Here is a 24,344-nt window from a genome sequence, read left to right on the forward strand (position 1 = left end):
AGCGAATCGGCCCGCAAGGGTATGGCGGCCCTTCCGGGCAAGTAATGGGCGATAACCGGACAGTTCGTGCCGCCCTTGCTGCGGCGGCTATTGGCGGTGTGGAATCATCTTCTAGAATTCGCAGAAATTTCAGGGACCTGTGTCATGGCTGGTAGTCAGATCGAACGCGCCTTCAGTCTTGTAGAAAGCCTTACCGGTGAGCCGCAAGGGCTGCCGTTGCAAACCCTGGCCGAGCGCCTGGATATCCCCAAGAGCGCCACCCATCGCATGCTCACCGAACTGGTGCGGCTGGGCTATGTGCGGCAGAACCGGGATAACAGCCGCTACCAGCTGTCGGCCAAGCTGGTGGCGCTGGGCTTCCGCTACCTGGCCAGCAGCGGTGCCGACATCATTCAGCCGATTCTCGACCGCCTGGCCCAGGACAGCGGCGAACTGGTGCGCCTTGGCGTGATCGACGGCGCCCGCCAGACCTGGATCGCCAAGTCCCAGGGTGCCCGCTCCGGGCTGCGCTATGACCCGGACATGGGCCGCGACGCGCCGCTGTTCTACACCGCGTCCGGGCATGCCTGGCTGGCCAGCCTGGACGATGAGCAGGCGCTGCAGATGGTGTTGCGCCAGGGTATTGCCGACCCGGCGCAGTTCGGCCCGAATGCGCCACGCTCCACCGACGAGTTGCTCACCTACCTGCGCCGCGCCCGCGAGCGTGGTTATGCCTGGGTCGAGGAAACCTCGGCCATTGGCACCTCGGCCCTGGCTGCGGTGGTGCGCCGCCCGCAAAGTGACGAGGTGATCGGTGTGCTGAGCATCGCCGGGCCCAGTGCGCGCCTGGCGCAAAGCCGCCTGGCAGAACTGGCGCCGCTGTTGCTGGCGGCGGCAGAGGAACTGTCGGCGGCCAGCCGGGCCAGTGAGTTGTTCGCTTGAAGGTGCATTTCCGGTCGATTACCGCACACTCTGTCCTGCGGCTTCTTCTTAAAAGCTGAACCTGGTTCTAAATTGTCGAATGTGGATTGTGGAATCAGATTCCGGAATCCGCATGACAACAATGACAAGAGGACAGGCTGTTGAACGCACCCCTTCGTATTGCCTTGATTGGCGCCGGCAGCATGGGCCGCCAGCATTACCAGCATTTGCTGAATGTGCCGCAGGCCCAGCTGTGCGCTGTGGCCGACCCGGGCCCGCAGGCCGAGGCCTTTGCCGCCGAATGCGGCGTGCCCTGTTTTGCCGACCACCGCCAGATGCTGGAGCACGCGCGCCCCGAGGCAGTGATCGTCGCCAACCCGAACAACCTGCATGTCGCCACCGCCCTGGACTGCGTCGAGGCCGGTGTACCGGTGCTGGTCGAAAAACCGGTGGGCGTGCACCTGGATGAAGTCCGCGCGCTGGTGGAAGCCTCGCGCCGCCACGATGTGCCGGTGTTGGTCGGCCATCATCGCCGGCATAACCCGCTGATCGCCAAGGCTCACCAGGTGATTGCCGACGGCAAGCTGGGCCGACTGATCAACGTCACCGCGCTGTGGCAGTTGCAAAAGCCCGACAGCTATTTCGACACCCCCTGGCGCCGCGAGCCGGGCGCTGGCTTCCTGCTGACCAACCTGATCCATGACCTCGACCTGCTGCGCCACCTGTGCGGCGAGGTGGTACAGGTGCAGGCATTCACCCGCAACGATGTGCGCGGTTTTGCCAACGAGGACAGTGCCGCGGTGCTACTGCAGTTCGCCAATGGAGCATTGGGCAGCCTGACTGGCTCCGACGCGGTGGCCGCGCCGTGGAGCTGGGAGCTGGACTCCGGCGAAAGCCCCGTCTACCCGCGCCAGGATGGCCAACCGTGCTACCTGCTGGCCGGCACCCAGGGGGCCCTGAGCATTCCGCAACTCAAGCGCTGGCACTACGCCGAGGTCGGGTCGGGCTGGCACACGCCGTTGTTGCAGAGCGAGGAAAGCATCCCCGCCGGCGAGGCATTGACCTTGCAGTTGCAACACTTCGTGCGGGTTGCCCGGGGTGAGCAGGCGCCGCTGATCGATGCCGCCGATGGTGGCCGTACCCTGGCGCTGGTCCAGGCGATCCGCCAGGCCGCGGAAACTGGCCGGGCCCGTGCGCCCGAGCACATTGCTTGAATTGTCGGGTGACGATAATGACTGATCGAATTTTCTCCCTGGCGGCCCTGACGGTACTCGAGCTGTCCCCGCCGGACATGGTCGAGGCAGCAGCCCGCGCCGGTTACAGCCACGTTGGCCTGCGCCTGGTGCCCGCCACCGAGCAGGAGCAGCATTTCCCGCTGGTGGCCGATGCCGGCCTGCGCCGCCAGACCCAGGCGCGCCTGCGCGACACGGGCATCAAGGTGCTCGACCTGGAGATCCTGAGGCTGAAGCCGGAAACCTGTGTCGCCGATTTCGAGCCGATCCTGGCGGTGGGCGCCGAGCTGGGCGGCACGGAGCTGCTGGTGGCTGGCAACGACCCGGATGAAGCGCGGCTGACCGAGCGCTTTGCTGCGTTGTGTGACCTGGCGGCGAGGTATGGCATTCATCCGCACCTGGAGTTCATGCCCTGGACTGATGTGCGTGACCTGCGCCAGGCCATGCGGGTGGTGGCCAACGCTGACCGTGCCAATGGCTGTGTGCTGGTGGATGCCTTCCACTTCAACCGCTCCGGTTCTTCGCTGGACGATCTGGCGCAACTGGCACCGCAGCGCATGCGCTATGCCCAGCTGTGCGACGTTGCCGGCCCGGTGCCGGCCGAGATGGACGAGATCCTGCGCCAGGCACGCAACGAGCGGCGCTTCCCGGGCGAGGGCGATGCCGATCTGGTCGGCCTGCTGCGCGGCTTGCCGCCAAATGTGCCGTTGAGCCTGGAGATCCCCACACGGCAGTTGCTGGAACAGGGCATGAGCGGCGAACAGCGTGCGCGCATGGCGCTGGAGAAGGCCATGGCAGTGCTGGCCAGAGTCTGATTGATAGTACGCGGCGCATGGCACGGGCTACCGCCCGTGTTCGCGGGCACGCCCGCTCCCACAGGTAACTGTGGGAGATTGCCCAGCCCTTTGGGCTGCGCTGTCGCGCAGAGAACCAATATCGCTCGTCTGACGCGTCCTTTGCTGGAGCAGCCTTGTGCTGCGAAGAGGCCGGTACAGCCAATAGACAGGCTTTGGCAGCCCCGGCCTCTTCGCAGCACAAGGCTGCTCCTACAGAACCTCGCCGAACCAATGCTGGCTTGCCGGCCATGAGGCCGGGCAGGCAAGAACTGCTGTTTGCTGACTGGCCAAAAAAAAGGGCCCGCAAGGGCCCCGTAGAGGAAAATGGTCAGCGCGTTCAGGCGCTCTCGATCTTGCGCGGCGCCATGAAGTACATCCACACCAGCGCCAGGAAGTACATCGCCGGGATCATGGTGAACAACACGGCATAGTTGTTATTGGTAGCGGTCAGCACGCTACCGACGATCTGCGTCATGAACATCCCGCCAATCGCCGCGCACATGCTGCCGAAACCGAACACCGTACTCACCAGGTGCTTGGGCGTGTAGTCCATCACCAGGCTCCAGATATTCGCCGTCCATGCCTGATGCGCGCCCACCGCCAGCGAGATGGCCGCCACCGCGACCCACAGGCCACTGGCGTTGGCGGCAAAGGTGACGCTGACCATGGTGCAGGCGAAGATCAGCATCGACACCAGCCGCGCGGTGGTGGCGCGCACGCCACGGCCGATCAGCCAGGAAGACAGGATGCCGCCGCCGATGCTGCCGAAGTCCGCCGTCAGCCAGATGATGATCAGCGGGATGCCCATCTGGGTCACGTTGATGCCCAGGCTGTATTGCTGGTTGAGGAACGGTGGCAGCCAGTACAGGTAGAACCAGAACACCGGTGCGGTAATCGCGTAGGCCACCGCGAAGGCCCAGGTGCCACGCAGGCGCAGGATACGGCTGAACGGCACGCGGGTCGGCTCGGGCTCGTCATCCTGCTGGATGTACTCCACCTCGCTCTGGCGCACGCGCGGGTGATCTTCAGGGTTGTAGTACTTCAACACCCACAGCACCACCCACACCAGGCCCAGGCTGCCCATGGCGATGAACGCGGCCTGCCAGCCCCACACGGCCAGAATCATCGGCAGCAGGGCTGGTGTGACCATGGCGCCGACGTTGGTGCCGGCATTGAACAGGCCGGTGGCGATGGCCCGCTCGCCAGCCGGGAACCACAGGCGCACGGTCTTCACGCAGGCCGGGTAGTTGGCGGCCTCGGTCAGGCCGAGGATGAAGCGGCAGACCATGAAGCCAGCGGCCGAGGTGGCCAGGCCGTGAGCGCCGGTGGCCAGGCTCCACAGCAGCACGGCGAAGAAGAACGCGCGCTTCACCCCGACCTTGTCGATCAGCCGGCCCTGCAGCAGGAAGCCGACCGCGTAGCCGACCTGAAACCAGAAGTTGATGTTGGCGTAGTCCATCGCCGTCCAGCTCATTTCCTTGGCCAGGACGGGCTGCATGATGCCGAGCGCGGCACGGTCGATGTAGTTCAGGGTGGTGGCGAAGAACACCAGGGCGAGCATGCCCCAACGGGTCTTGCCGACGCCGAAGGCGCCGCGAAGCTTGTCGCCGATCGAACCCTGGGGCATCCGGGGGGCGGCGGGGGTGATCTTGGAGTGGTTCATAAACTGCTCGATTCTTGAAATTGTATTCAGCTGCGGTGCTGCGAGTACGTGACCAGTTCCCAGGCAGGGGGCACGCAAGGCCGGTGCATGGTGAGCAGTGAAGGCGGCAGCGTCAATTAAAGGGAGGGGCTAGTGTTCGGTTACCGAACGGTTGCGTTGGGCCTGCGGGCGAGGCAAGGGGCAACGTGAATTCAGGTGGTCAAGGTACTCAACGCTCTACCAGCCAGATAACCGAATGTCATCCCCGGCCCCAGTGTGATACCGCCACTCGGGTAGTGCCCGCCCATCACGCTGTGCATGTCGTTGCCCACCGCATACAGCCCGGGGATCGGCCGCGCATTGCGGTCCAGTACCCGGGCCGAGGCATCCGTGCCCAGGCCGGCGAAGGTACCCAGGCTGCCCGGCAACAGTTTCACTGCGTGGAACGGCCCGTGCAGCAGTGGCCGCAGCGACGGATTGGGGGCTTGCGACGGCTCGCCCTGCGCCCGGTTGTAGGCCGATACACCGCGCTGGAAAAGCGGGTCTTCACCCCGGGTTGCATGGCGGTTGAAACCGTCCACCGTGCGCTGCAACTGCTCGACGTCGATCCCGCAGCGCTGCGCCAGTTCCTCCAGCGTGCGACCGCTGTGCAGGTAACCGCAGCGTTGATAGTGACGAGTGGGGAAAGGGAAGGGCTTGGCCCAGCCGATACCATAGCGACGTTGCGCGGCATGGTCGCAGATCAGCCAGGCTTCCGGCGCTTCACCCTGCGGCGTGGCGGCGAACAGCGCGTTCATGAAGTCGTGGTAGCAATCGGCCTCGTTGACGAAGCGCCGGCCATCGCCGCGCACGGCGATGAAACCGGGCTTGGCGCGATCGATCAAGTGCGGGAAATGGCCGAAACTGCCATCGCTGCGCGGCACCCTCGACACAGGTGCCCAGGCACCTGCATGGGTCGCAGTCGCCTGGACCATGCCACCGGCCTGTTCGCCCAGGCGCAGGCCGTCGCCGCTGTTTTCCCTGGGGGCTGCGGAGTAATGCTGGGTACCGTCCGGCGCATGTGGCATCAGGTGCGCGATGCGCTGGCGATCATGTGCAAAGCCACCGCAGGCCAGCACCACACCGCGGCGGGCGTGGATCATCTGGCCGTCGGCAAACTGTGCGCCGCTGACCCGGCCTTCGCCCAGCAGGCGGCTGGCCGGCTTGTCGGTCAGTAGCGTCACGCCCAGGTCCAGGGCGCTGCGCAGCAGCCGTGCCACCAGGGCGTTGCCATTGACCAGTTGCAGGCTGCGGCGGTGCAGCAGCAGGTCGCGGCCATGGCGCAGCAGGCGTTTGCCCACATGCAGCGCGGCCGTGGGCGAGCGTGTGGCGTTGAAGAAGGCGGCCATGTCGGCGCCGCCGGCAATGCCCATGCCGGCCAGGCTGACGATGTCCAGCGGTGGGCGCAGCTTGTGCAGCCAGGGCCCGAGCAGGCGCCCGTCGTATGGCAGGGCGCACAGCGAACGACCACCGCGCGTGCTGCCATCGCCCTCGCGCATGTCGGGCATGCGGCTGCCGCACTGGAACTGCACGGCGGTGTGTTGCTGGAAGAACGCCACCATCTCCGGGCCATGGTGCAGGAAGGCGCGCTGGCGCGGGTCCAGTTCGCTGACGTGGGTTTGCCCGCGCAGGTAGCGCTCCGGGGCATCGTCTGTCTCGACGATGCCTTCGGCAATGGCCAGCGGGTTGCGCGGTATCCACAGCCAGCCCCCCGACCAGGCACTGGTGCCGCCCAGTTGGCTGGCTTTTTCCGCGACGATCACCTGCTGGCCGTGATGGGCGGCAGTAACGGCGGCAGCCAGGCCAGAGGCACCGGAGCCGATGACAAGTACGTCACATTCGAGGGGTTGCATCGTGGGGTTCCGCTCAGGCATTGGAGGAAGGTTTTAGTTTTACTGCAGCGGCGAAAAGCCGGTGGGCCGCAGCATTCGCGACTGCAAGCGCAGCACCGCGCCCAGTTCGCGATTGCGCCTTGAGAACTCTGCCCAACGGGGGTCCGCTGCCATGGCTGCGCGGCGTGCCATGCGTTCGTCGAGGCTGGCATAGCCCCAGATATGCACCACCTGGTTGACCTCGCCGAATTCGCTGGTGAAAAAGCCGACCAGGTTACCGAGATGCTCGCTTTGCACCTCCAGCGCGTGGCTTTGGTACAGGCTCAGCCAGTCGGCCATTTTCAGTGGGTCGAGGGTGTAGGTTCTCAGTTCGTAGTACATGCTGGGGTCTCCATTTGGGTGGTTGGCGCCTGCAGGCGCACGGCGATGTGGTTGGCAGCGAGCCAGCCGAAGGTGAGGGCAGGGCCCAGGGTGATGCCGGGGCCGGGGTAGGTGCCTTTCATCAGTGAGTTCATGTCGTTGCCGACTGCATACAGCCCGGCAATCGGCTGGCCATCGCGGTTCAGCACGTTGGCCTGGGCGTTGGTCACCAGGCCGCGGGCTGAGCCAAGGTCGCCGGTGTGGATGCGGATGGCGTAGAACGGGCCGCTGGTCAGCGGCGCCAGGCATGGGTTGGGCGTGTGTTGCGGGTCGCCCATGTAGCGGTTGTAGCTGTTGCCGCCTTTGCCGAACGCGCGGTCGATGCCGTTGCGGGCATCGGCGTTGAACTGCTCCAGGGTCTGCATGAATACCTGTGGGTCGACACCAATGGTCTTGGCCAGTGCCTGCGCTGTTGCGGCGCGGTGCAGGTAGCCGGCATGGATCAACGCCTGGTTGTCCACCGGCTTTGGCCGCGCCAGGCCCAGGCCGTAGCGGTTCATCGCTTCGGCATCGCAGACCAGCCAGCAGCTGGCGATGCCTTTGGCGAACATGGTCTGCACGAAGTGGTGGTAGGAATCGGACTCGTTGACGAAGCGTCGCCCGTCCGGGCCCACCGCGATCATCCCCGGCTTGGCGCGGTCGGTGACCAGGTGCGGGAAGCGCTCATGCTCGCCACTGGCATGGCGCAGTTCCGAAACCGGCGCCCAGAAGAAGTTGGCCACCAGGCCCTCACCCTGGGCTGCGGCCACGGCTTGGCCAAGGCGCAGGGCAGCGCCGTCATTTGTGGGCGGTGACATGGTCAGGTGCGGCGCCTGCCGGGCCGGCCGGTAGCTGTCGGCGAGCGCGCCAGCAGCGAACCCGCCCATGGCGCACACCACACCACCCCGGGCCAACACCCGTTCACGGCGCCCTTCGCGTTGCACCACCACGCCGGTGACCACGCCGCGTTCGACGATCAGCTCCAGGGCTTCGCTGCGCAACCACAGCTGCGTGCCATGGGCGAAGGCGCTGCTGGCCAGGCGGGCGATCAAGGCGTTGCCGGTGGTAAGGCGGGTGCCACGCGGATGATGCAGGCGGTCCCGCGCGTAACGCGCCATCAGCTTGAGGCAATGCCACAGCGACCGGGGCGAGCGGCGAATACTGAGAAAGTGCTGGATATCCACGCGGTTGACCATCATGCCGCCGAACAGCAACATGCCGGGCGGCGGCATCTGCAGGTCCTTGAAGTGCGAGCCGAGCTGCCTGCCGTCGTACTCGACCATCTCCAGCGCCCGGCCAAACTGGGTGGCACCGGGGGCGTCCGGGTAGTAGTCCGGCGAATGCGGGCGCAGGGCGTAGCGCAGTTCGGTGTTCTGCTCCAGCCAGCGCAGCGCCTGGTGGCCATGCTCGATGAAGGCGTCGACCAGCGCGGGGTCATAGCCGTCGCCGATGACCTGCCGGAGGTAGGTGCGAATGGCCTCGGGGGAATCCACCGCACCAGCGGCGCGGGCTTGATCAGTACCATAGAGCCACACCGCCCCACCGGAAATTGCCGAGGTACCGCCAAAGTGCTCGGCCTTTTCCACCACCAGCACTTTCAGCCCCCGGCGGGCGGCGGTGGCGGCAGCGGTAAGGCCACCGGCGCCGCTGCCCAGCACGACCAGGTCAAAGTTGTGTTGCGTATGTTCATGTGTCGGCATGGCTTCAGATCTCCAGCGGCGTGACGCCCATGAAGGCGCCCAGGTGGCCGAGTTGGGCGAAGGCCATTTCCGGGCCGGTCTGGACCGAGCAACCTGCCTGGCGTGCCCGTTTCAGCAGCGGGGTGATCTCGGGTGAGGTGACCACATCGGCGACCAGGGTTTCGGGTTGCAAGGTGGCGAGCAGGGCGGCAGGCAGTGGCAGCTCCGCGCTACCGCCCATGCCGACAGGGGAGGCGTTGACCAGCAGGTCGAAGCCTTCCAGCCCGTCGACCCGGGTGGCGAGTTCGACCGCGGGGAAGGCATTGCCGAGCAGCTCGCACACAGCGCCCATGCGCGCGGTGCTGGGGTCGCTGAGGGTGATGCTGGCGATGCCGGCCTCGCCCAGCGCATAGGCAATGGCACTGCCGACCCCGCCACAACCGATCACCAACGCACGCTTGCCCGCCGGCTCGAAGCCATGTTTGCGCGCAGCACCGAGGAAGCCGGCGCCGTCCACGTTGTCGCCCAGCAGTCGCCCGTCACGCTCTCGGCGAATCACATTGACCGAGCCCAGCGCGGCTGCGCGCTCGCTCAGGCCGTCAAGGCGGCTGGCCAGGGCCTGCTTGTACGGCACGGTGACCACGCAACCGCGCAGGTTCTGCCAGCCGCGCAGGGTGCCGGCGAAGGTAGCCAGCGCGGCCTCATGCAGATCGATGGGCAGCATGGCGAGGTTGCAGTTGTTGTTGGCGAACCAGGTGTTGAAGTTTTCGGGGGACTTCACCTGGGCAATGGGCGAACCGACGATGGCGACCAGTTCAGTCGAACCACGAATCATGCTGACCTCCTTATTGGCGTTGTTATGCAGGCCAAGGGTGAGGCAAGGGGGCGTGGGCAACAATGCGCTGATCGGGCGTTTGATGCGATAATCGCAACATTGATCCGGTTATCGCGGTAATCGGCTGTTTTTGCCCTGCTTGCGAGTCGAATAGATGAACACCCCCGCTATCCACCCCCGTGACCTGATCGCCGGCTTGCAGAAGGGCCTGGCGCTGATGCAGCTGTTCAGCGCCGAGCAGCCGCGCCTTAGCGTGCCGCAGGCGGCCAGGTTGTCCGGCCTTACCCCCAGTGCCGCGCGGCGGTTTCTGTTGACCTTGGTGCACGAAGGGTTTGCCGAAACCGACAGCCGTGAGTACTGGCTTACGCCCAAGGCGCTGCGCCTCGGCCAGGCGTATGTGGATTCGGCGCAACTACCGCGCATGCTGCGGCCGATAGTCGAGCAGGTGGCGCGGCAGACGCAGGAGCATGTGTCGGTGGGTACCCGTGATGGTGACGAGATCATCCATCTGGTACGCAGCCGTTACAGCCATGTGTCCTCGTTGTCGATCCGGCCGGGTTCGCGGGTGCCGATGTATTGCACTGCCGGCGGGCGCGTCTGGCTGGCCTGGCTGGATGAGGGGGAGCGGGATGCCTACTTTGCGCGTAACCCGCTGCGAGGGTTGACGCCTTATACACAGACGGACCGGTTGCAACTGGAGGTGGAGTTGCTGCGGGTGAGGGAGCAAGGGTTCTGTATCGTGGACCAGGAGTATGAAGTCGGCATGCGCGTGCTGGGTGTGCCACTTCTGGACCGGGCTGGCCGGCTGAAGGCGACATTGACCATCACCACCCATGCTTCGCGGTTGAGTGTGGATGAAATACGCTTGCGGTATCTGCCGACCTTGTATGAGGCCCAGGCGTTATTGCGGCCGGTGCTGGATTGAGGCGGTATGGTTCGGGAATCGTGCTGCCGTCTTCGCGGGTAAACCCGCTCTCATAGAACAACACATGACTCATTGGTTTAGTGAGGTTCTGTAGGAGCAGCCTTGTGCTGCGAAGAGGCCGGTACTGACAAAGCCTGTCTATTGCTTGTACCGGCCTCTTCGCAGCACAAGGCTGCTCCTACAAAGGACGCTTCAAACGAGCGATATTTGTTCTATACGTGACGGCCCAGGTCCTCGGCTTATCGCTCGATCTGGCGGTTCCAGCGCGCGTTCCACTCGGGGCGCTGGGTATTGACCTGGTCCCAGTCGATGGTCACGGCGGTCTGCAGGTAGGTCTGCATGGCTTCGACCTGGCCACGGGTCTTGTCGCTGGTGGGCGTGTTGGGGTTGGACGGGATCTGGTCACCCAGCTCCAGTGCCGGCGACTGCGCCTCGGGGCTGAGCAGGAACTCGGCGAGCTTCTGTGCAAGCTCCGGCTGGTCGTTGTTGGCCGTGACGCATTCGGCCTGGTTGAGCACCACGGCACCTTCCTTGGGCGCGGCGTACTCCACCGGGATGCCTTTGAGCTTCAGCGCCGTCACCTGAGTGGGGGTGAGCGGGAACAGCGCGGCTTCGTCGGTTTGCACCATTTCCGAGAGTTTGGCCGAGTTGGGGATGTACTCCAGCACGTTCGGGCCCACGTTCTTCTGCCAGGCGGCGAAGCCCGGGTTGACGTCGGTATCGCTACCGCCGTGCAGGCGGTTGTACATCAGGAAACCATGCAGGCCGAAGGTGGACGATGCCATCGACTGGAACACCACCTTGTCCTTGAAGCGCGGGTCGGCCAGGTCGTTCCATGAGGTAGGCGCTGCCCAGCCATTGGCCTTGAACAGGCGGCTGTTGTAGGCAAGCCCGGTCACGCCCAGGCTGACTGCGGCAGCCTTGTCCTTGATCAAAGCCTTTTCCGGCAACTGGGCCAAGGTCGGGTTGGGTTTGAGCGTGCTGCACAGGCCCATGCCGATGGCGCGGTACATGATGCCGTCATCCAGCACCATCACATGGATCGACGGCTTGTTCGGCGTGGCCTGGACCTTGGCCAGGATGTCGGCCGAGGTGCCGGGAACGATCACCACCTTCACCCCGTTGGCCTGCTCGAACCTTGGCAGGATATTGTCGCTGAACAGCCGCTCCATGGTGCCGCCGTTCATGCCCAGGTACAGCGTGGGTTGGGCCATGGCGGGCAGGCAGGCGAACAGGCCGGGCACGGTGCAGAACAGGGCGAGCAAACGTTGCTTGTGCGTCATGACAGGTTTTCCTTGTAGTGGTTGGGCTGAAAGCGGTTGATGGAAAAAGCCGCCAGGCTGAGTGCCGGCGCGCCGTGCAGGATGCATTGCGCCAACGCTTCACCGGCAGCCGGGCCTATCTGGAAGCCGGCACCGGCAAAGCCGAATCCATGCAGCAGGCCAGGCTGGTGCAGGCTGGGGCCGAGCACCGGTTCGTCATCGGGCAGGTAACCCTCGGTGCCGCTCCAGGTGCGTATGGCCTGGGCGCCCGCCAGTGCCGGGTACAGCTCGGTGGCGTTGCGCAGGATGTCGAGTACTGCGGCCTGGCCCGGGCGTGCGGTGGTCGGGGTCAGGGCAAAACCGCGCCCGCCACCCAGCACGCAGTTGCCACGCGCCACCTGGCGGGCGTAGATGCCGCCGCCTTCGACCCCGGTGCTGGCGGTCATGAACAGCGGCAGCGGCTCGGTGACCAGCATGGCCGGGTGGGCCGCGGTCAGCGGCGCCGGCTCGCCGAACCGCTCGGCCAGTTGCGCCGACCAGGCGCCGGCGCAATTCAACAGCCAGGGCGCCTTGAAGCCTTGGCCGCTGCTGGTGTGTAGGCTGAAGCGGTAGCCGTCGTGACCCACCTCCAGCACCTTGCACTGCTCATGCACCTGGGCGCCGCTGCGCTTGGCTGCCTGGGCGAAGGCCGGTGACACCAGCCGTGGGTTGGCATGGCCGTCCTCGGGGCAGTACGAGGCGCCGACGGCGATATCGCCCACCCAGGGGAAGCGCTGGCGCAGTTCGCGTCGTTCAAGCAGTTGCAGGCGCAGGTCAAAAGCCTGGGTACGCTGGGCATAGGCCTTCAAGGCATCGAAGTCGGTTTCGCTGCGTGCCAGCTTGAGGTGGCCGCTGCGGGCGTATTCGCCATCGATGCCGATCCACTCGCGCAGATTCCCCCAGATGGCATGGGCGCGCATCGACAATGGCAGCTGCGCCAACGAGCGGCCCTGACGGCGCACACCGCCGTAGTTGACCCCGCTGGAATGCGAGCCGCAGAAGTCGCGTTCCAGCAATGCCACTTGCCGACCAGCGCGGGCCAGGGTCAAGGCAGCGCTGCTGCCGACGATGCCGCCGCCGACGACGATGGCGTCCACTTCGATCAGCTTCATGGTTTTATCTCCAGGCCAAAGGGCAGGGGCTTGACCGGAGCCTGGCCACGCAGGCGCCCGACCTGGTCAATGGCCCGACCGCTTTCGCAGGCGATCAACTCGGCGGCAGCAGCACCGCACACGCGGCCCTGGCAGCGGCCCATACCGACTCGGCATATGGCTTTGACCCGGTTGATTTCCCAGTGCCCGGCACGCACGGTGGCGCGGATTTCCCCGGCGCTGATCTGCTCGCAGCGGCACACGGTGAGCTGGTCCGGAGCTTGCCGTGCCCACTGCTCGGGAAACGGAAAGGCCTGCTCCAGCCCCTGGCGGAAGCGCTGCAGGGTGGCCAGGCGCCTTTCCAGTTGCTGCTGGCGCTGCGGGTTGCCGGGCTTGCCGAGGTCGGCCAGCAGTGTCAGGGCGGCCAGTTCACCGCTCATCTCGGCACCGTCGGCACCGAGGATGCCGGCACCGTCGCCTGCCAGGTATACGCCGGGGCTGCTGGCCCGGCCCTGGGCATCACGTACCGGTAGCCAGGCGCGGTTGAGCGCGCTCCAGGCGAACTGGCAACCCAGCAGGTCGGCCAGTTGGGTTTCACTGCGCAGGGCGTGGGCGAATGCCATGGCGTCGCACGGCAGGTCGTGTTGCTGGCCATTGCTCAACCAGCGCACACCGCTGGCGCGTTGCTCGCCGTCGATACCCAGCAGGGTCACGCCCTGGTGCACGGGCACCCCCTTGCGGGCCAGCCAGGCTCGGTAGTACAGGCCCTTGGCAAAGGTGCCCGGTTGCAGAAGCAGGCGTGGCAGGGCACGCACCTGGGCGCTGAACGGTGAGGTGTCGAGCACCGCGCTGACCCTGGCACCGGCCTTGGCATACTGGTAGGCCACCAGGTACAGCAGCGGCCCGCTGCCGCCCAGCACCACCCGTTCCCCGATCGCGCAGCCCTGGAACTTCAGGGCGATCTGCGCAGCGCCCAAGGTATAGACCCCAGGCAGGGTCCAACCGGGTATCGGCAACACCCGGTCGGTGGCACCGGTGGCGACGATCACCCGGTCGAACGCCAGGCGGTCGGCCAGGTGGCCCTGTTGCAAGGTGTCCAGCACTTGGTTCTCGGCGTTCCAAACCAGGGTGTCCGGGCGGTAGTCGACCTGCCCGCGCAGTTGCTCGAGGGTGTTGTGCAGGGCTTGGGCCTTGCCGGCCTCGAAGCCGTACAAGGCTTTGGCCGAGCGGCGAAAATTGGCCGGCTGCTGGCGGTAGATCTGCCCGCCGCCGCGGCTGGCTTCGTCCAGCAGCACCGGGCGCAGGCCGTGGGCTACGAGGGTTTGCGCGGCGCGGATGCCGGCCGGGCCGGCGCCGATGATCACGATCGCACTCATGGCTGGCGCCCCGGGTCGCGGGTCACGCACTGGCCCGATTCCAGAAAGGTCGAGCAGGCGCGTACCCGGCGGCCATCCTGCAGCCGTACCCAGCAGTCCTGGCAGGCGCCCATCAGGCAGAAGCCGGCGCGTGGTTCGGCGTTGAAGTCGCTGCCGCGCAGGTGCCCGGCATTGGTCAGGATGGCAGTCAGCAGGGTATCGCCGCTCATGCCTTTGGCCGGTTGGCCGTCGAGCAGGAAAGGCACAGGCTCGCGGTCGTGTTCGGCCACGCGCTTGAACAGGGGCATGGGAGCATTCCTTGTCATTGCTTACCCACCAGCACGCGGTCCAGGCCATATACGCGGTCCAGGGCGACCATGGTCAGGGCGGTGACGGCGATCACCAGCGCCGAGACGGCGGCCATCATCGGGTCGATGGATTCGGTGGCGTATACGTACATGCGCACTGGCAGGGTCTGGGTGGCAGGCGAGGTGACGAAGATCGACAGGGTCACTTCGTCGAAGCTGTTGATGAAGGCCAGCAGCCAGCCGCCGGCTACACCGGGCAGGATCATCGGCAGGGTGACCTTGCAGAACAGCGTGACCCGGCCAGCGCCCAGGCTTTGCGCAGCCTGCTCGGCACTGCGATCGATTCCGATGGCTGCAGCCAGTACCAGGCGTAGCACGTAGGGGGTAATCACCACGACATGGGCGAACACCAGCCAGGCGAAGCTGCCATTGACCCCCAGCAGGGCGAACAGCCGCAGCAAGGCCACACCCAGCACCAGATGCGGGATGATGATCGGCGATAGCAGCAGGCCGTTGAGAAAGCCTTGGCCGGGGAAGCTGTAGCGGGTGATCGCCAGGCCCGCCGGCACGGCGATCAGAGTGGCCAGCGTGGCAGCCAGGGCCGCGAGTTTCAGGCTGTTGTAGAACGCATTGAGGAAATCGGCACGCTCGAACACGGCGCTGAACCAGCGCAGCGAGAAGCCGGCAGTGGGCAGACTCAGGGTGTTTTCCGGGGTGAATGCCACCAGGCACACCACCACCAGCGGGGCGAGCATGAACAGCATCACCAGGGCGTGAAAGGACAGGGCCAGCGGGCCGTTACGGGTCATCGGTTCAGACTCCAAGTGCGCGTTTGTAGCGGTGTTCGACCAATCGGTTCCAGCTGAGCATCACCAGCAGGTTGATCAGCAGCAGGGCCACGGCGATGGTTGCACCCATCGGCCAGTTCAGTTCGGCCAGGTACTGGTCGTAGATCATGGTGGCGACCATCTTCAGGCGGCGACCGCCCAGCAGGCCTGGGATGGCGAACGAGCTGGCGGCCAGGCCGAACACGATCAGCGTGCCCGACAGCACGCCGGGCATGATCTGTGGCAGCACGATGCGGCGGAACACCGTCCACTGGCTGGCACCCAGCGATAGCGCAGCCTGCTCGGCAGTCGGGTCGAGTTTCTGCAGCGAAGTCCACACCGGGATGATCATGAACGGCAGCATCACGTGGACCAGGCCGATGATCACTGCAAACGGCGTATACAGCAGCTTCACCGGCTGCCCGCCGAGGGCAGTGATGCTCTGGTTGACCAGGCCGTCGGCGCCTAGCAGCAGGCTCCAGCCGAAGGCTCGCACCACTACCGAAATCAGCAGCGGGGTCAGCACCAGGATCAGGAATATGGAGCGCCACGGCGCGCCCATGCGGCTGAGCACCAAGGCCTCGGGGATGCCGATCAGCACGCAAAGCAGGGTGACCAGGGCGCTGATCCAGAAGGTGCGGAAGAAGATCTCGTAGTAGTAGGTGTCGGTCACCAGGCTCAGGTAATGGCCGAGGGTGTACTGGCCGGCCTGGATGCCGCTGCTGTAGTCGAACGCGTTGAACGACAGCAGCACGGTCAGCCCCAATGGCACCACCAGCAAGGCCAGGAACAACAGCAGCGCCGGGCTGCTCAAGCCATAGCCCCAGGCGCTGCTGCGCAGCTTTGCCGCGCTCATGCCGCCACCTCGCCAGCGTTCAGCACCCGCAGCAGGGCATCGTTCCAGTCCAGGCCGACCTGTGTGCCTTCATCCAGCGGGGTGTTGCCGTCGTTGGCACGCACCACGGCCAGGTTGCCCAGGGCGGTGTCGACCCGATACAGCCATTGGCTGCCGAGGAAGTAACGGCAGCTGATGCGGCCTGCGAGCTTGCCGCTGCCGGCCGGGCCGAGGCTGATCTTTTCCGGGCGCAGGCTGAGGGTCAGCGGGCCCTGGGCATCCGCCCGCGGTTGCCCGTCGGGGCCGGTTACGCCGTGCAGGCGGTTGGCCTTGCCGACAAAGTCGGAAATGAAAGGCGTGCCCGGGTGTTCATACAGGCGGTAGGGGGCATCGACCTGGGTAATGCGCCCGGCTTCCATCACCACCACCCGGTCGCTGATCGACAGCGCCTCGGCCTGGTCGTGGGTGACCATCAAAGTGGTAATGCCGACCTCGTTCTGGATACGGCAGATCTCGAACTGCATTTCTTCACGCAGATGGGCGTCCAGGTTGGACAGTGGTTCGTCCAGCAGCAGCACCGGCGGTTCGATCACCAGTGCACGGGCCAGGGCCACCCGTTGACGCTGGCCGCCGGAGAGTTCGCGCGGGTAGCGCTCGGCATGTTTGTCCAGGCGCACCAGCGCCAGGGCCTGGTCGACCCGGCGGGCTATGTCGGCGTTGGCCACCTTGCGCATGCGCAGGCCGAAGGCGACGTTGTCGCGCACGGTCATGTGCGGGAACAGCGCGTAGCTCTGGAATACCACGCCCAGGCCTCGGCTGGCCGGCTTGGCGTGGGTGATGTCGCGGCCGTCGAGGACAATGCGGCCGCTGGTGACCTCGACGAAGCCGGCAATCATTTGCAGGGTGGTGGTCTTGCCGCAGCCCGAAGGGCCAAGCAGGGAGACGAACTCGCCTTTCTCGATGGCCAGTGACGAGCTGGCCACTGCCTCCGTGGCGCCATAGCGCTTGCAAAGCTTGTCGATCAACAGAAAGGTCATGGCTGTGCTCCATCGCAAACGGAACCGGGGTCAACCGGCAGTTTCAGGGTGGGCAGAGCGCCAGCGGCGAAAAGCAATGCTTTTACGGACGTTGGCGCTCGCTTCTGTGGCGGCGGCCGATGTTGTGATATCGCCCTATGGACCGGAGAGTAGGGCAATGATTAGGATGGCGACAAAGGGTAATTTCACTGGGTGACAGCTATTTTGAAATTATTCCGCTGACTGGAATTTTCTAAGGTTTGACGAAAAATGGATTCCGATAAACGAAATGAGCAGGCCAAGGAAGTAGGTGTCAGTGCAGTGTCGCGTTTGTTCGCCGTGTTGCGTGCGCTGGGAGATAGCGGTGGCGAGGGCGAGAAGGTCAGCCAACTGGCGCTGCGGGTTGGCCTGGCGCAACCCACGACCCACCGCCTGCTGCGCAGCCTGATTGAAGAAGGCATGGTCGACCAGTGCGCGACCAGCAAGCGCTACCGGCTGAGCCTGGATTTTTTTGCCTTGGCGGCCAAGGCCGGGCAAGCCGGCAACCTGCGCGATGTGGTGCGCCCCAGCCTGCTGCGGCTGTCGGCCTCGCTGGGCGATTCGCTGTTCCTGCTGGCGCGCTCAGGGTTCGATGCGGTGTGCCTGGACCGCAGCGAAGGGCCATACCCGATTCGTACCTTCACCGGTGATATCGGCGGCCGTGTGGCCTTGGGGGTGGGGCAGGGCAGCCTGGCAATCCTGGCCTTCCTGCCGGAGGAGGAGCGCGACGAGGTGATCCGCTACAACCTGCCGCGGCTGAAGGATTTCCACCATTACGACGAAGTCATGCTGCGCGCCGAAATCGACAATGTGCGCAGCCTCGGCTATGCCGGGCGCAATACTGGAGTACTCGATGGCATGGCCGGCCTGGCGGTGCCGATCCTCGATCGTAACGGCCATGCGGTGGCGGCCCTGAGCGTGGCGACCATCAGCGACCGCCTGGGGCCCAACCGCATGCCGACCGTGGTAGCGCTGCTCAAGCGCGAGGCGGCGGCGATTGGCGAGCGGGTCAACCCGTTCGACCCGGTGCTGCGCCGGCCTTCGCATGTGTTTGGTTGAGCTGCAGGCCCGGCAACAGCTGGATGGCACGCGCATGCTTTCGAGGCTTGAGCGTGGCGCCATCCCTGTGGGAGATTGCCCAGACCTTTGGGCTGCGCTGTCGCGCAGAGAACTCAGTGCGCAAGCGGTCCGCGTACCGTGTGGGAGCGGGCGTGCCCGCGAAGAATCCAACGCGGTGCCTGGCACCGGCTCCGCCGGTGTTCGCGGGCGCGCCCGCTCCCACAGAGCCCCGCTAAATCAATGAGTTATGTGTTGTTCTATGAGAGCGGGCGTGCCCGCGAAGCAGGCGACGCGGTGCCTGATCCCTCCTTGCGTCTACTCCATCGCCTCGGCCACACCCTGGTCCTCACCCAGGAACCCGCCGCTCTGGTGCTGCCACAACCGCGCATAAGTACCATTCTTCGCCAGCAGTTCCGCATGGGTGCCTTGCTCAATGATGCGCCCTTCATCCATCACGATCAGCCGGTCCATGGCGGCAATCGTCGACAACCGGTGGGCGATGGCGATGACGGTCTTGCCTTGCATCATTTCATCCAGGCTCTCCTGAATGGCCACTTCCACTTCCGAGTCCAGCGCACTGGTGGCTTCGTCCAGCAGCAGGATCGGCGCGTTCTTAAGCATCACCCGGGCAATAGCGATGCGCTGGCGCTGGCCACCTGACAGCTTGATGCCGCGCTCTCCCACCAAGGTGTCGTAACCCGTGTTGCCCTGGCGGTCGCTGAGCTGGCTGATGAAACCATCGGCCTGGGCATTGGCCGCAGCGGCGCGGATCTGCGCTTCGGTGGCATCGGGGCGGCCATAGGCAATGTTGTCGCGAATCGAGCGGTGCAGCAGCGAGGTGTCCTGGGTGACCATGCCGATCGCCGCGCGCAGGCTGTCCTGAGTGACCTTGGCCACGTTCTGCCCGTCGATACGGATTTCCCCTCTGTCCACGTCGTAGAAGCGCAGCAGCAGGTTGATCAAGGTGGATTTGCCGGCGCCGGAGCGGCCGACCAGGCCGACTTTTTCGCCCGGGCGAATGTGCAGGCTCAGGTCGTCGAGCACCTGACGCTCGCCGTTGTAGTTGAAGCCCACCTTGTCGAAACTCACCGCGCCACCCGTGGTTACCAGCTCGGCAGCGCCCGGCGCATCCTTTACCTTGGGGCCGCGGGTGAGGGTGGCCATACCGTCCTGCACGGTGCCGATGTTTTCGAACAGCGAGGTTATCTCCCACATGATCCAGTGCGACATGCCGTTGATACGCAAGGCCATGGCGGTGATCGCCGCCACCGCCCCGGTACCGACCTGGCCCTGGTGCCACAGCCACAGCGCATAGCCACCGGCAGCGATGATCAAGCCCACCACCAGCGCCTGGTTGACGATTTCGAACTGGCTGACCAGACGCATCTGGCGAAAGCCGGTCTGCTTGAAGTCCTCCATGGCCGCGCGCGCGAAGTGCGCTTCGCGGTTGGCGTGCGAGAACAGCTTCACCGTGGTGATGTTGGTGTAGGCGTCGGACACCCGCCCGGTCATCGACGATCGCGCATTGGCCTGCTCCTGGCCGACCTTGCCCAGGCGTGGCACGAAATACAGCATGGCCAGGCCGAACAGTACGACCCAGGCAATGAATGGCAGCATGAGTTTCAGGGCAAAGCCACCGGCCAAGGCAATGATCGCGATGAAGTACACCCCGATCCCGGGCAGGATCTCGATGATGGTGAACAACACATCGCGCACCGCCAGTGCCGTCTGCATCACCTTGGTGGTGACCCGACCAGAAAACTCGTCAGAAAAGAACGACAGGCTCTGGCGTAGCATCAGCCGGTGAAAGTCCCAGCGCAGCCGCAGCGGCAAGTTGATCGCCAGCACCTGGTGCTGAACCATGGTGCGCAGCGCCACCAGCCCGATGCTGACCAGCAGGACGATGCCAATACCCCACAGCACCCGGGTTTCTTCGGGGCCGACGGTACCGCCGGCCTGCCAGGCCGAGAGCAGGTCCACGACCTGGCCGAGAAAGGCGAACAGCCAGGCTTCGTAGATCGATACCCCGGCACTGAGCAGCGCAAGCGCCAGGATGTAGCCGCGTGCGCCCCGGGTGCAGGCCCACATGAAGCGCAACAGGCCAACCGGTGGCGGTGGTACCTCATCAGGTGGGAAGGGATCGAGCCAGCGCTCAAAGATGCGAAGCATGCTTGTCTCCGGAAAATCAATTCTTGCCTGGCCGGTGACCATGACACGCAGCGATATGTCCGCTGTCGCCATGGCAGGCTTGGGCTGCAATGCAGCCCCAGTCAAGCCGGCAACCTTAACTGACAGACACTGACCCAACGGTCGTTGTTAACAAAACTTTGCAAATTATTACATTTCTGTCTGATTTCATTTTGCCTTGGTGCTGTAGGGGTACCCGCGACGAGATCGGGCCTGCAGGGAACGGTCAGCGCCGTGCCGACAACTGCTGCGGTGCCAAAAAAGCATCATGGAAGTAATTGCGTACAGCCTGCATCGCCGGGCTGAACGCCCGTTCCCGGTGCCAGGCCAACCCGACGCTCATCGGTGTCACCGGGTCGCTGATGCTAACCGTCTCGATACGCTTGCCCTCCAGCGACCAAGGCCGGTGCACCAGGTCCGACAGGATCGCTACACCGCTACCATTGGCAACCATGCTGCGCACGGCCTCCACCGAACTGGTCCGCACCCGCACTCTCGGCCGCTGCCCGGCCTGCTCCCAATAGCGCATGGCGCTTTGCTCGGCCTCATCCACGGTCAGCAGGATGAACGGCTCGCAGGCCACATCGGCCAGGCTTACCGCCGAGCGCTCGCACAGCGGATGGTTGCCAGGCAGCCACAGGCGGCGTTCGGAGTTGAACAGGGTTTCCGAGACGATGTCCGGGTGGGTGAGGTTGGCGGTGAGTACCACTGCCATGTCGAAACGACCCTCCAGCAACCCTTGCTCGATGGCGCTGCGCTCCTGCTCGTACAGCTCCAAGGTCACATCCGGATGCCAGTGCTCCAGCCGCTGCAGGTGATGGGGCAGGAAGTAGCCGATCACCGTGTAGCTTGCCGCCAGGCGCAGCAGGCCACTGGCGCGCACGTCCGGCAGCGGGCTATTCAACGCATCGTCCACGCTACGCAGGATCACGTAGGCGCGGTTGAGGAAGTGCCGGCCGGCCTCGGTCAGGCTCATGCCCTGCGCCGAGCGCTGGAACAGCAGCACGCCGAGCATCGCCTCCAGCTCCTTGATAGCCGTGGTCACTGCAGACTGGGAAATGTTCAGGTGGATTGCCGCCTGGGAAATCTGGCCGATCTCGGCGGTGGCGACGAAATAGCGGACCTGGCGCAGGGTCAGTGACACGATAGCTCCCGAGGTATCTGATTTTCAGAAGACACCCTATCTGTTTATAGATCTTCCCAAGGGGGTGCGGAGAATCTAACGTGGCTTGCATGCAGTCACAAGCGCCAGGAGAGACAGTCATGCAGGTGGTGGATTTCAACTCGGACATGGGTGAGGGCTTTGGCCCGTGGATGATTGGCGACGGCGTCGACAACGAGCTGATGGGCTACATCAGCACGGCCAACATCGCCACCGGCTTCCATGCTGGTGACCCCGGCACCATGCGCCGTACCGTCGAGCGGGCCAAGGCCCTGGGCGTCGCAGTGGGGGCGCACCCTGGGTTCCGTGACTTGGTCGGCTTCGGCCGCCGACACATCAATGCCCCGGCCCAGGAACTGGTCGACGACATGCTCTACCAACTCGGCGCCCTGCGTGAAATTGCCCGCGCCCAGGGCGTGCGCCTGCAGCACATCAAGCCGCACGGTGCCCTGTACATGCATCTGGCACGTGACGAAGAAGCTGCACGGCTGCTGGTGGAGAACCTGCGAGTGATCGAGCCGGAGCTGCTGCTGTACTGCATGCCGGGTTCGGTGATCTGCCGCATTGCCCAGGAGCTTGGCCAGCCGGTAATTCGCGAGTTCTACGCCGACCGCGAGTACGACCTGAGCGGTTCGATCGTGTTCACCCGCAATGTGCGGGGCTACGAACCTGGAGCGGTCGCTGAACGGGTGTTGCGGGCTTGTCAGCAAGGCGTGGTGCGCACGGTCGAGGGCCAGGACCTGGCCATCGAATTCGATTCCATCTGCCTGCACAGCGACACCCCGGGGGCGCTCGACCTGGTCGAGGCCACGCGCAAGGCGCTGGACGCTGCCGGTATCGTGGTGCGTGCGCCACGCTGAATCCGTGGGGCATCCGGCAGGTATACGCCGGAGCCCGTGCAATTTGCTTTCGCCTGCCTTTCTGTAAAGACTCCAAGAAAAGGAACAGTCATGGCCGAACCGCTCGCTACAACCCCTATCCGCTACAGCTTCGGCGCCGACGAGCACCTGTTTGCCGAAGTCAGCGAGAGCATGTCGCTGGAGGCCTTTTTCAAGGGCATGGCTGTCACCCGCGCGGTGGAGCGGCTGGCCCTGGATGGCGTGCTGGATGTGTGCCTGGCCAACGCCTCGTTCCAGATTCGCTTCGACCCGGACCGTATCGCGCCGCAGGCACTGCTGGAGGCGGTGCGCGGTGCCGAAGCGCAGGCGGTGGCCGAGCGCTCGTTGCAGACACGGATCATCGAGATTCCAGTGCTGTACAACGACCCCTGGACCCATGAAACACTGATGCGTTTTCGTGACCGCCATCAGGACCCGGGCAGCACCGACCTGGAGTACGCCGCGCGGATCAACGGCCTGGCCGATGTCGAGGGGTTCATTGCCGCGCACAGCGGTGCGCCGTGGTTCGTGTCGATGGTCGGGTTCGTTGCCGGCCTGCCGTTCATGTTCCAGATGGTCGAGCGAGAGCGGCAACTGCAGGTGCCCAAGTACCTGCGCCCGCGTACTGACACCCCCAAGCTCACCCTTGGCCATGGCGGCTGTTTCGGCTGCATCTATTCAGTGCGCGGGGCAGGTGGCTACCAGATGTTCGGCGTCACTCCGGCGCCTATCTACGACCCGCAGCAGACGCTGAACTACCTGAAGGAGCACATGGTGTTCTTCCGCCCGGGAGACATCGTGCAGTTCAAACCCATTGACCGCCGCACCTACGACCAGGCGGTGGCGGATGTCGAAGAAGGCCGTTTCGACCTGCGCATTCGCCCGGTGGAATTCTCCCTGGACGCGTTCCTTGCCGACCCGGTCGGTTATCCACGGACTCTGCAGGAGGTGCTGGCATGATCAAGGTACTCAAACCCGGCTTGGCTACCTCGGTGCAGGACCTGGGCCGCGAAGGCTACTACCATCTGGGCATCCCGCCGTCCGGCGCCCTCGACCAGTACGCCCTGAGGGCGGCCAACCACCTGGTGGGCAACCCGTCCGGCGCCGCCGGCCTTGAGTGTGCGCTGGTGGGGCCGGAGCTGGAGTTCCAGCGGGATGCCCTGGTGGCGGTTTGCGGTGCGCAGATGCCGGCCTTGCTCGATGGCCGTGAGCAACGCCCGGACACCGCGTTTGCCGTACGTGCCGGGCAGGTGTTGCGTTTCGGCTTCCCTACCGCAGGTGCCCGGGCCTACCTGGCGGTGGCCGGCGGTATCGATGTACCCGAGGTGCTCGGCAGCCGCTCCACCTATGCGTTGGGTGCATTGGGTGGCTTGCAAGGGCGCAAGCTGATGGCGGGTGACCTGTTGCCGGTCGGCATGCCCAGCGGCAAGACCCGCGCCGGCGCGAGCCTGCCGATGGCCTTGCGCCAGGCCTTGGGCGGCGAGGTGGTGCTGCGGGTAGTGCCGGGGCTGTATTTTCACCGCCTGACCAAGGCTGCGGTGCAAAGCTTTTTCACCGAAGCCTGGACGGTCGGCTCCGAGGCCGACCGTATCGGCTATCGCTACAAGGGCGGCAGTGCCTTGAGCTTCCAGCCACGGGAGCAGCCGTTCGGGGCCGGCTCGGACCCGTCGAACATCGTTGACAGCTGCTACCCGATCGGCTCGATCCAGGTGCCCGCGGGGCTGGAGCCGATCATCCTGCACCGTGACGCGGTGTCGGGTGGCGGCTACGCCATGATCGGCACGGTGATCAGCGCCGACCTGGATTTGATCGGGCAGATGCAGCCCAATCAGCAGGCGCGGTTCCTCGAGGTAAGCCTGGAGGAAGCCCTGGAAGCTCGGCGCTCGTACAAGAAGAAGCTGGGTTTCCTGGCCAGATTGTTTGGCTGATTGATGTTTGCGGCGGTGCGCCACCCACACAAGGGCTGG

Annotated in this window: 22 protein-coding genes; 8 read left to right on the forward strand and 14 right to left on the reverse strand. The window is 65.2% G+C overall.

Features of this window, described 5'->3' with window-relative positions; all coding sequences use genetic code 11:
* The first annotated feature begins 144 nt into the window (after positions 1-144).
* The 3 genes from ACK56M_RS11505 to ACK56M_RS11515 all read left to right on the forward strand — a co-directional run bounded on the left by ACK56M_RS11505 (position 145) and on the right by ACK56M_RS11515 (position 2,947).
* A complete protein-coding gene (locus tag ACK56M_RS11505) occupies positions 145-921 on the forward strand; it encodes an IclR family transcriptional regulator (protein WP_085663306.1) in 777 nt (258 codons plus the stop codon).
* A 140-nt stretch (positions 922-1,061) separates the two neighbouring features.
* Positions 1,062-2,114 (forward strand): Gfo/Idh/MocA family protein, encoded by a 1,053-nt coding sequence (locus ACK56M_RS11510; protein ID WP_100413695.1) that lies wholly within the window; start codon positions 1,062-1,064, stop codon positions 2,112-2,114.
* 17 nt (positions 2,115-2,131) lie between these two features.
* Complete coding sequence (locus tag ACK56M_RS11515) at positions 2,132-2,947, forward strand: sugar phosphate isomerase/epimerase family protein (RefSeq protein WP_102083882.1); 816 nt, start codon at positions 2,132-2,134, stop codon at positions 2,945-2,947.
* Between the two features lie 358 nt (positions 2,948-3,305).
* Here ACK56M_RS11515 and ACK56M_RS11520 read toward each other — a convergent pair whose 3' ends face one another.
* The 5 genes from ACK56M_RS11520 to ACK56M_RS11540 all read right to left on the reverse strand — a co-directional run bounded on the left by ACK56M_RS11520 (position 3,306) and on the right by ACK56M_RS11540 (position 9,394).
* Entirely contained in the window at positions 3,306-4,631 is a 1,326-nt protein-coding gene (locus tag ACK56M_RS11520) for an MFS transporter (RefSeq protein ID WP_015269991.1), read from the reverse strand.
* 191 nt (positions 4,632-4,822) lie between these two features.
* Positions 4,823-6,502, reverse strand: a complete 1,680-nt coding sequence (locus ACK56M_RS11525) for an FAD-dependent oxidoreductase (RefSeq protein WP_054571862.1) — start codon at positions 6,500-6,502, stop codon at positions 4,823-4,825.
* A gap of 39 nt (positions 6,503-6,541) precedes the next feature.
* Complete coding sequence (locus ACK56M_RS11530) at positions 6,542-6,862, reverse strand: NIPSNAP family protein (protein ID WP_013972108.1); 321 nt, start codon at positions 6,860-6,862, stop codon at positions 6,542-6,544.
* A complete protein-coding gene (locus ACK56M_RS11535; RefSeq protein ID WP_100413693.1) occupies positions 6,847-8,580 on the reverse strand; it encodes an FAD-dependent oxidoreductase in 1,734 nt (577 codons plus the stop codon). The genes ACK56M_RS11530 and ACK56M_RS11535 overlap by 16 nt, the downstream gene beginning before the upstream one ends.
* Positions 8,581-8,584: 4 nt before the next feature.
* Positions 8,585-9,394: a shikimate dehydrogenase family protein gene (locus ACK56M_RS11540; protein WP_015269994.1), complete on the reverse strand. Its 810-nt coding sequence runs from the start codon at positions 9,392-9,394 to the stop codon at positions 8,585-8,587.
* A gap of 154 nt (positions 9,395-9,548) precedes the next feature.
* On the opposite strand from ACK56M_RS11540, the gene ACK56M_RS11545 reads away from it, so the two are divergent.
* Entirely contained in the window at positions 9,549-10,319 is a 771-nt protein-coding gene (locus tag ACK56M_RS11545; protein ID WP_054571860.1) for an IclR family transcriptional regulator C-terminal domain-containing protein, read from the forward strand.
* A 239-nt stretch (positions 10,320-10,558) separates the two neighbouring features.
* On the opposite strand, the gene ACK56M_RS11550 is transcribed toward ACK56M_RS11545, so the two are convergent.
* The 7 genes from ACK56M_RS11550 to ACK56M_RS11580 are packed head-to-tail and all read right to left on the reverse strand — an operon-like array spanning position 10,559 to position 17,073.
* Positions 10,559-11,602, reverse strand: a complete 1,044-nt coding sequence (locus ACK56M_RS11550; protein WP_015269996.1) for an ABC transporter substrate-binding protein — start codon at positions 11,600-11,602, stop codon at positions 10,559-10,561.
* Positions 11,599-12,732, reverse strand: coding sequence for an NAD(P)/FAD-dependent oxidoreductase (locus tag ACK56M_RS11555; protein WP_015269997.1), 1,134 nt, complete (start codon positions 12,730-12,732; stop codon positions 11,599-11,601). Before ACK56M_RS11555 ends, ACK56M_RS11550 begins: the two co-directional genes overlap by 4 nt.
* Entirely contained in the window at positions 12,729-14,087 is a 1,359-nt protein-coding gene (locus ACK56M_RS11560; RefSeq protein ID WP_100413692.1) for an NAD(P)/FAD-dependent oxidoreductase, read from the reverse strand. The genes ACK56M_RS11555 and ACK56M_RS11560 overlap by 4 nt, the downstream gene beginning before the upstream one ends.
* Positions 14,084-14,374, reverse strand: a complete 291-nt coding sequence (locus tag ACK56M_RS11565; protein WP_013972115.1) for a (2Fe-2S)-binding protein — start codon at positions 14,372-14,374, stop codon at positions 14,084-14,086. Before ACK56M_RS11565 ends, ACK56M_RS11560 begins: the two co-directional genes overlap by 4 nt.
* Before the next feature lie 14 nt (positions 14,375-14,388).
* Entirely contained in the window at positions 14,389-15,183 is a 795-nt protein-coding gene (locus ACK56M_RS11570; RefSeq protein ID WP_100413691.1) for an ABC transporter permease, read from the reverse strand.
* 4 nt (positions 15,184-15,187) lie between these two features.
* A complete protein-coding gene (locus ACK56M_RS11575; RefSeq protein WP_100413690.1) occupies positions 15,188-16,057 on the reverse strand; it encodes an ABC transporter permease in 870 nt (289 codons plus the stop codon).
* Positions 16,054-17,073, reverse strand: a complete 1,020-nt coding sequence (locus ACK56M_RS11580; RefSeq protein ID WP_015270001.1) for an ABC transporter ATP-binding protein — start codon at positions 17,071-17,073, stop codon at positions 16,054-16,056. The genes ACK56M_RS11575 and ACK56M_RS11580 overlap by 4 nt, the downstream gene beginning before the upstream one ends.
* Before the next feature lie 249 nt (positions 17,074-17,322).
* Here ACK56M_RS11580 and ACK56M_RS11585 point away from each other — a divergent pair, with 249 nt between their 5' ends.
* Positions 17,323-18,150 (forward strand): IclR family transcriptional regulator, encoded by an 828-nt coding sequence (locus ACK56M_RS11585; protein WP_100413689.1) that lies wholly within the window; start codon positions 17,323-17,325, stop codon positions 18,148-18,150.
* 315 nt (positions 18,151-18,465) lie between these two features.
* Here ACK56M_RS11585 and ACK56M_RS11590 read toward each other — a convergent pair whose 3' ends face one another.
* A complete protein-coding gene (locus tag ACK56M_RS11590; RefSeq protein ID WP_054571855.1) occupies positions 18,466-20,319 on the reverse strand; it encodes an ABC transporter ATP-binding protein in 1,854 nt (617 codons plus the stop codon).
* Between the two features lie 244 nt (positions 20,320-20,563).
* Complete coding sequence (locus ACK56M_RS11595) at positions 20,564-21,481, reverse strand: LysR family transcriptional regulator (protein WP_015270004.1); 918 nt, start codon at positions 21,479-21,481, stop codon at positions 20,564-20,566.
* Between the two features lie 119 nt (positions 21,482-21,600).
* On the opposite strand from ACK56M_RS11595, the gene ACK56M_RS11600 reads away from it, so the two are divergent.
* The 3 genes from ACK56M_RS11600 to ACK56M_RS11610 all read left to right on the forward strand — a co-directional run bounded on the left by ACK56M_RS11600 (position 21,601) and on the right by ACK56M_RS11610 (position 24,305).
* The gene (locus ACK56M_RS11600) at positions 21,601-22,359 is read left to right on the forward strand and encodes a 5-oxoprolinase subunit PxpA (protein WP_100413686.1); all 759 of its coding nucleotides are present in this window, start codon (positions 21,601-21,603) and stop codon (positions 22,357-22,359) included.
* Between the two features lie 90 nt (positions 22,360-22,449).
* Positions 22,450-23,337 carry a 5-oxoprolinase subunit B family protein gene (locus ACK56M_RS11605; protein WP_013972123.1) on the forward strand — a complete coding sequence of 296 codons (888 nt, stop codon included), beginning with the start codon at positions 22,450-22,452 and terminating at the stop codon, positions 23,335-23,337.
* Entirely contained in the window at positions 23,334-24,305 is a 972-nt protein-coding gene (locus ACK56M_RS11610) for a biotin-dependent carboxyltransferase family protein (RefSeq protein WP_100413685.1), read from the forward strand. The genes ACK56M_RS11605 and ACK56M_RS11610 overlap by 4 nt, the downstream gene beginning before the upstream one ends.
* Positions 24,306-24,344 lie beyond the last annotated feature (39 nt).

The sequence above is a fragment of the Pseudomonas sp. s4 genome (genome assembly GCF_046764235.1).
GTDB lineage: Bacteria > Pseudomonadota > Gammaproteobacteria > Pseudomonadales > Pseudomonadaceae > Aquipseudomonas > Aquipseudomonas asiatica.